Annotated in this window: 1 protein-coding gene and 2 pseudogenes; all 3 read left to right on the top strand. The window is 60.2% G+C overall.

The annotated features are described in order from the left end of the window. Nucleotides 1-243: pseudogene (locus M3I54_RS44105) on the top strand (transposase); the annotation flags it as partial. A 61-nt stretch (nucleotides 244-304) separates the two neighbouring features. Continuing rightward, nucleotides 305-1576, top strand: a complete 1272-nt coding sequence (locus M3I54_RS44100) for an IS256 family transposase (RefSeq protein WP_375542332.1) — start codon at nucleotides 305-307, stop codon at nucleotides 1574-1576. Nucleotides 1577-1618: 42 nt separating this feature from the next. Next, nucleotides 1619-1834: pseudogene (locus M3I54_RS44095) on the top strand (transposase); the annotation flags it as partial. Nucleotides 1835-2083: the final 249 nt, after the last annotated feature.

The raw sequence follows: 2083 nt of genomic DNA, 5'->3' as shown, positions 1-2083 counted from the left end.
AAGGTGTTCAACGAACTCAAGACCCGCGGTTGCCAGGACATCCTGATCGCGGTCGTTGATGGGCTCAAGGGACTGGCCGAAGCGATTGGCACCGCTTACCCGCGCACCACCGTGCAGACGTGCATCGTGCACCTGATCCGCAACAGTCTTGAGTACGCCAGCTACAAGGACCGCAAGACGATCGCGGCAGCGCTGCGTCCGATCTATGGCGCGGTGAGCGAGCAGGCCGCGCGGCTTGCCCTGCAGACGGACCTATCCGTCATTTCGTGGGCAAGGCATATCATGAGAGGTGAAAATCATGGATATGCCGATGAAGAAAAAGCGCACGGTAGCTTCGCAGGCAGCGGCCCGAGGGCCGCTGCCTGCCTTGCCTGAAGGCCTGCTTGACGAGCTGGTCAAGGGGCCCATGACGCCAGCCGAGGTCCAGGACCTGATGCTGGCATTCAACAAGGCCCTCATCGAACGTGCCATGGGCGCGGAGATGAATTTGCATCTGGGATACCCGCCGGGCCAGCCCAAACCGGCCGGGCAGGCCAATGAGCGCAACGGCGCCAGTGGCAAGACAATCATCACGGATCATGGCCCGCTCAGGGTTGAACTGCCTCGGGACCGCGACGGCAGCTTCGAACCGATCCTGATTCCCAAACATGAGCGCCGGTTCACCGGCTTTGACGAGCGCATCATCGCGATGTACGCGCGTGGCATGAGCGTGCGCGAGATCCAGGCGTTTCTGGCCGAGACCTACGGCACCGAGGTCTCGCCCGATTTCATCAGCTCGGTCACCGACGAGGTGATGGCTGAGACGCTCGCCTGGCAAAGCCGCCCGCTTGAGCCGATGTATCCGGTGGTCTTCTTCGATGCACTGCGCGTGAAGATCCGCGGCGACGGCGTGGTGAGCAACAAGGCTGTGTATCTGGCCCTGGGCATCCAGGCCGACGGGCAGCGCGACGTGCTCGGCCTGTGGATCGAGCAGACCGAGGGCGCGAAGTTCTGGCTCAAGGTGTTCAACGAACTCAAGACCCGCGGTTGCCAGGACATCCTGATCGCGATCGTTGATGGACTGAAGGGGCTGGCCGAAGCGATTGGCACGGCTTATCCCCGCACCACCGTACAGACGTGCATCGTGCACCTGATCCGTAACAGCCTGGAATACGCCAGCTACAAGGACCGCAAAACGGTCGCCGCAGCCCTGCGTCCGATCTATGCCGCGGCCAGCGAACAGGCCGCGCAGCTAGCCATGCACACGTTCGCTGACGGCCCCTGGGGCACACGGTACCCGATGATTGTGCAATGCTGGCAGCGAGCCTGGGAGCACGTCACGCCGTTCTTTGTGTTTCCACCCGAGATTCGGCGGGTTGTGTACACGACCAACGCCATTGAAAGTCTGAACATGCAGCTACGCAAAATCATCAAGACACGGGGCCACTTCCCGAACGACGAGGCTGCCATCAAGCTGCTGTGGCTGGCGCTGCGCAACGTGCTGGCCAAATCGGTACGGGCAACCTTCGACTGGAAATCCGCGATGAACCAGTTTGCCATCCTGTTTGGCGAGCGCTTTACGCTCGCCCGAGGTTAGGGTCTGTTAAACCGCCTTGCACACAAAAATCCGGATAGGTTCCTGCAGACGTTCACAGACGGTCCCTGGGGAACCAGGTACCCGATGATTGTCCAATGCTGGCAGCGGGCCTGGGAGCACGTCACGCCGTTCTTTGTGTTTCCACCCGAGATTCGGCGGGTTGTGTACACGACCAACGCCATCGAAAGTCTGAACATGCAGCTTCGCAAGATCATCAAGACGCGGGGCCACTTCCCCAATGACGAGGCTGCAATCAAACGTAAGCGGCAGTTTCTCCTCACATAGATCCTGATCTGAAAACAGCGCAGGATGTGTCCACGGTTTTTTAATGGACACACCCTTCATGGACGAGAACTGCGCAGATTTTTTGCCCTTGCGTGCGACCAACGTTGGTGTCGAAGGCAAGCGGACTTTCGACAAGCGTGACAAACAGAGGCTGATTGAAGCCTGCCTGAAGCCGGGCGTGTCGATCGCGGGTATGGCGCTGAAGGCGGGCGTGAACGCCAA

Origin of the sequence: Paraburkholderia sp. CNPSo 3274 (genome assembly GCF_024206475.1) — a bacterium.
Lineage (GTDB): Bacteria > Pseudomonadota > Gammaproteobacteria > Burkholderiales > Burkholderiaceae > Paraburkholderia.
Note: the sequence above shows the minus strand (reverse complement) of the source record. Positions and strands in the feature narration are given on the sequence as shown.